This window comes from Natronospira sp., from assembly GCF_007134575.1.
Taxonomy (GTDB): Bacteria; Pseudomonadota; Gammaproteobacteria; order Natronospirales; family Natronospiraceae; genus Natronospira; species Natronospira elongata.
The window spans coordinates 1-4,579 of the sequence record NZ_SLKM01000319.1 but is presented as its reverse complement, the minus strand read 5'-3'; the positions used below and the strand labels follow the sequence as shown (position 1 = coordinate 4,579).

General features: G+C 62.4%; 6 protein-coding genes. All 6 read left to right on the top strand.

Annotated elements, in window-relative coordinates:
• A partial coding sequence (gene rpoN, locus ACJWXQ_RS12970; protein WP_406672968.1) for an RNA polymerase factor sigma-54 occupies positions 1-892 on the top strand: 892 nt, incomplete at its 5' end.
• Positions 893-1,110: 218 nt separating this feature from the next.
• Positions 1,111-1,461 (top strand): ribosome hibernation-promoting factor, HPF/YfiA family, encoded by a 351-nt coding sequence (gene hpf / locus ACJWXQ_RS12965; protein ID WP_346050506.1) that lies wholly within the window; start codon positions 1,111-1,113, stop codon positions 1,459-1,461.
• Between the two features lie 215 nt (positions 1,462-1,676).
• On the top strand, positions 1,677-2,153 hold the full coding sequence (gene ptsN / locus ACJWXQ_RS12960; protein WP_346050507.1) for a PTS IIA-like nitrogen regulatory protein PtsN: 477 nt from the start codon (positions 1,677-1,679) through the stop codon (positions 2,151-2,153).
• Between the two features lie 75 nt (positions 2,154-2,228).
• Complete coding sequence (rapZ, locus tag ACJWXQ_RS12955) at positions 2,229-3,086, top strand: RNase adapter RapZ (RefSeq protein ID WP_346050508.1); 858 nt, start codon at positions 2,229-2,231, stop codon at positions 3,084-3,086.
• 7 nt (positions 3,087-3,093) lie between these two features.
• On the top strand, positions 3,094-3,384 hold the full coding sequence (locus ACJWXQ_RS12950; RefSeq protein WP_346050509.1) for an HPr family phosphocarrier protein: 291 nt from the start codon (positions 3,094-3,096) through the stop codon (positions 3,382-3,384).
• Between the two features lie 12 nt (positions 3,385-3,396).
• Positions 3,397-4,579, top strand: a 1,183-nt coding sequence (locus ACJWXQ_RS12945) for a phosphoenolpyruvate--protein phosphotransferase (protein WP_406672967.1), incomplete at its 3' end; no start/stop codon positions are given.

Sequence of the window (4,579 nt, the reverse complement as noted above, 5' to 3'; positions counted from 1 at the left end):
TCAGTGTTTCGACCCGGCCGGCGTCGCCGCCCGTGACCTTCGCGAGTGCCTGCTGCTGCAACTGCAGGCACTGGCCCGGGAAGGGGCCGAGACCAAACTGGCGGAACAGCTGGTGCGGGAGCAACTCGACGGCGTGGGCCGGCAGCCTCTCGATCGCCTGGCCAGCCGCCTGAATTCGGATCCCGACAGTGTGCAGGAGGCGGTTCAGCTCATTCGCACGCTCAACCCTCACCCGGGTCACCGCATTCAGCCGGAAAGCACCGAATACATCGCCCCCGATGTGGTGGTTCGAAAGCGGGAGGGCCGCTGGACGGTGGAACTGAACCAGGAGGTGACCCCCGGCATCCGGGTGAATCGTCTCTACGCCGACCTGGTGGCGAAACGCCAGGGTGGCGCCGACTCCCAGGCCATGCGCGGACAACTCCAGGAGGCCCGCTGGCTGGTGCGCAGCCTGGAGATGCGCAATGACACTCTTCTGCGGGTCGCCACGGCCATCATTGAACACCAGCAAGCCTTCATGGAACAGGGCGAGGAATACATGAAGCCCCTGGTCCTGGCCGATATTGCCGAGGCGGTGGATCTTCATGAATCCACCATTTCACGGGTGACGACCCGCAAATACATGCTCACCCCCCGGGGTGTATTCGAGTTCAAGTACTTCTTTTCGACCCAGCTTTCCCGTGAGGATGGCGGTGAGACTTCCGCCACTGCGGTCCGGGCCCGGATTCGCCGCATGGTCGGCGCCGAAGATCCGGCCAAGCCCCTGAGCGACTCCCGGCTGGCCCAGTTGCTCAAGGATGACGGCTTCCGGGTTGCTCGCCGGACCGTGGCCAAATACCGCGAAGCCCTGGGCATTCCGCCCTCTCACGAACGCAAGCGGGTCAACGCTTAGGCCGGATGCGGATTGTCGCCTCCGGCCAGGGTTCCACTGGAACCTGACGCTGTAGCGCGGCAGTGACATCCCTGTTCCCGGCCACCGGGGCAGGACGCGCGAGCAAACGGCCCGTGACGATACGGTCGACGGGACGGGGAAATCTGATTGGCAATGAACGCGGGCCTGCCAAGCATTCCCCGCTTCCCCGCGGCCGCATCACGAGAGGAGTCCAGACCATGCAAATGAACCTGACCGGCCATCACGTGGACATCACCCCCTCCCTGCGCGAATACGTGGGCACCAAGATGGAGCGCCTTGAGCGCCATTTCGACCACATCACCGGCATGCACGTCATCCTGACTGTGGAACGCCTGAAGCATAAGGCGGAAGCCAAGGTGGACGTGGTGGGCAAGCCCCTGTTCGCTGACGCCAAGGAGGAGGATATGTACGCGGCCATTGACCGGCTGGTCGACAAGCTGGACAGGCAGGTCAAAAAGCACAAGGAAAAGCTCAAGGACCACCACGCCGCGCAGGTCGACAAGGCAGACCGCATGCCCCCCCATCCGGATGAATTGGGCCCGAGCTAGGCCCGGTTTCACAGCCACCAGCACCGAGGCCGGCAATGCCGCCGGCCTCGGTTTCGGGCCGATAAGCCCAAACTTGAGCGCAGCACTGTGACAGGCTTGAGACGCAGACAGAGGAGGTCTAGACTGTGCGGCTTTTCCAGCCGCGCTGGTTTCATCATCCACTGTCGGTCGCGGCTCACCGAGCCCCCGGCAATACCGAATCTGGCAGTCAGACCATGAAGATCAGCGAACTATTAGCACCGGAACGCATCCGGATTGCCGCCGAGGCCGGTGGCAAGAAGCGTGCGCTGGAAATCCTCAGCGAGCTGCTGGCGGACACCAGCCAGGACCTGAGCCGAAATCAGGTGTTTACCAGCATGCTCGGTCGGGAACGACTGGGGAGTACCGCCATCGGCTCCGGCATCGCCATCCCCCATGGCCGCATTGAAGGCCTTGAAGAGAGCATCGGCGCCTTCATTCGTCTCCAGGACGCGGTGGACTTCGATGCGGCGGATGGTGCCCCAGTGGATATGCTGTTCGCACTCATCGTGCCCTCCCAATGCGCCGAGGAGCATCTCAATGCCCTCGCCGCTCTTGCCCATATGTTTTCTCACGCCGATTTCTGCGACATGCTCCGCAAGGCCGAGGGCCCAGAGGATATCTGCAAGCTGTTGCGTGGATTCGAGACCGAAGCCCAGCAATCCCCCGCCTAGGACTCCCTTTCCCCTCCCCCGAGCCCCCTTTCGGTCTGTTATATTGGGTGGCCGCCCGCCATCGGAGCGAGAGGAATGAAACTCACCATCGTCAGCGGACTGTCGGGTTCCGGCAAGAGTGTGGCTCTGCACATGCTCGAAGACATGGGCTATTACTGCATCGATAACCTGCCCGTGGCGGTGCTCCGCAACTTTGTCCGCGAGACCGTCGCCACCGGCGACCCGGCCTACAGCCTGATGGCGGTAGGCGTTGACGCTCGCAACCGTCCCGAGGAAGTGGAGACTCTGCCCGATCTGCTGGAGACCTTCGCCCAGGAAGGCATCCATTGTGAGCTGGTCTTCCTTGATGCTGATGAGGATGTGCTGTTGCGCCGCTACAGCGAAACCCGTCGGCGCCACCCCCTGGCCGGAGAGCAGCGGACCCTTCCCGACGCCATCCGGGAGGAACGCCGTATCCTGTCGGCGATTGCCGAGCGCGCCGATCTGGTCATCGACACCTCTCGCCTGACCGCCAATCGCCTGCGGGAACTGGTTCATGATCGTCTGGGCCGGGAAGGCAAGACCAACCTCTCTCTGATGTTCGAAAGCTTCGGATTCAAGCACGGCGTCCCCCGCGATGCGGATTTCGTCTTCGATGTGCGCTGCCTTCCCAATCCCCACTGGGAACCCGCCTTGCGCCCCCGCACCGGACGAGACCAGGAAGTGATCGAGTACCTGGAAAAGTCGGAACTGGCCACTCGCATGGTGGGAGATCTGATTGATTTTCTGGACCAGTGGCTGCCACCCTTTGAGGTGGGCAGGCGCAGTTATGTGACCGTCGCCGTGGGTTGTACCGGTGGCCAGCACCGCTCTGTCTACGTGGTGGATAAATTGGCGGCGCATTTTCGCGAGAAGTGGGGCCAGGTACTGACCCGCCACATCAGTCTGGACTGAACAGAAAATGAACGAACAGGCAAACCATCAGGCCGAGGCCGATGTAACCATTTGCAACAAGCTGGGCATGCATGCCCGGGCGGCCACCCGCTTTGTCACCGAGGCGTCGCGCTTTCAATCGGATATTCGGGTACGCAAGGATCAACGGGAAGTCAGTGGCAAGAGCATCATGGGCCTGATGATGCTCGCCGCCAGCAAGGGCACTGACATTCATATCGAGGCCAGTGGCACGGATGCGGAAGCGGCCATCGAGCACTTGCGGCAGCTTGTTGAGAACCGCTTCGACGAAGGCGAATAGAGGGGACGGGATTTGAGCCTATTGCTGACCGGAATCGGCGTTTCCAGGGGCATCGTCATCGGCCAGGCCCACGTGGCCGATGGCGAACCCATGGAGATTCTGGAGTACAACCTGCCTCGCGCCGAAATCGGCAGCGAGGTGGAGCGCTTTCATCAGGCACGGGAATCAGCCAAGGCTCAACTACAGAACGTTCGCAAGCAGATTCCCACCGACGCACCCGCCGAGATCGGTGCCTTCATCGATACCCACCTGCTGATGCTCGACGACGAAGCCTTGTCCGAGGCAGTGGCAAGAATCATTCGGCAGGAGCAGTGCAATGCGGAATGGGCCCTGCAGGCTCAGCGGGACGAGCTGGTGGCCGTTTTTGACCAGATGGAGGACCCCTACCTCCGTACCCGCAGGGATGACGTGGATCACGTGGTCAGCCGGGTCCAGCGTCTGCTGATGCGGGGAGACGATATCTGGGACGAGGAAAAATCACGGGCCGGTGCTTACCCCATCCTGGTTGCCGAGGACGTCTCCCCCGCCGACGTGGTCCTGATGCAGAGTCGAGGCATTCGGGCACTGATCACCGAGTCCGGCGGCCCCCTCTCCCACACCAGCATTCTAGCCCGAAGCCTCGGCATCCCTGCCGTTATGGGCCTCCACCGCGCACGGCAGCTTTTGCGGGACGGCGAATCCCTGATCATTGACGGTCTAAAGGGCGCCGTATTTGCCAACCCGGGCGAACGCGAGGTGGCCTACTATCGGCACAAGCGTCGCGAATTGTTCAAGCACGTCCGGGAGCTGAAAGGCTTGCGAGGCGAACCTGCCTGCACCCTGGACGGCACTCGCATTCAGCTTCTGGCCAACATTGAGCTTCCCGAAGACCTGCGCCTGTTCCGAAAGACCGGCGGCGACGGCATCGGCCTGTATCGCACCGAGTTCCTCTACATGAATCGCCCGGACTTTCCCGATGAGGAGGAGCAGTACCGCAGCTACCTGGAAATACTGGCTCAGGCCGACGGCATGCCGGTCACCATCCGAACCCTGGACCTGGGTGCCGACAAAAGACTGATTGGCCGTGAGACCGGGCCCGACGATGGCCATAACCCGGCGCTCGGGCTTCGTGGCATTCGCTACAGCCTGAGCGAGCCGGGCATCTTCCTCAAGCAATTGCGGGCCCTGCTACGGGCATCGGCCGATGCACCGCTGC

Coding starts and splice junctions, on each gene's coding strand:
- ptsN (WP_346050507.1), top strand. CDS start 1,677: ATGAAGATCAGCGAACTATTAGCACCGGAACGCATCCGGATTGCCGCC.
- ACJWXQ_RS12950 (WP_346050509.1), top strand. CDS start 3,094: ATGAACGAACAGGCAAACCATCAGGCCGAGGCCGATGTAACCATTTGC.
- rapZ (WP_346050508.1), top strand. CDS start 2,229: ATGAAACTCACCATCGTCAGCGGACTGTCGGGTTCCGGCAAGAGTGTG.
- hpf (WP_346050506.1), top strand. CDS start 1,111: ATGCAAATGAACCTGACCGGCCATCACGTGGACATCACCCCCTCCCTG.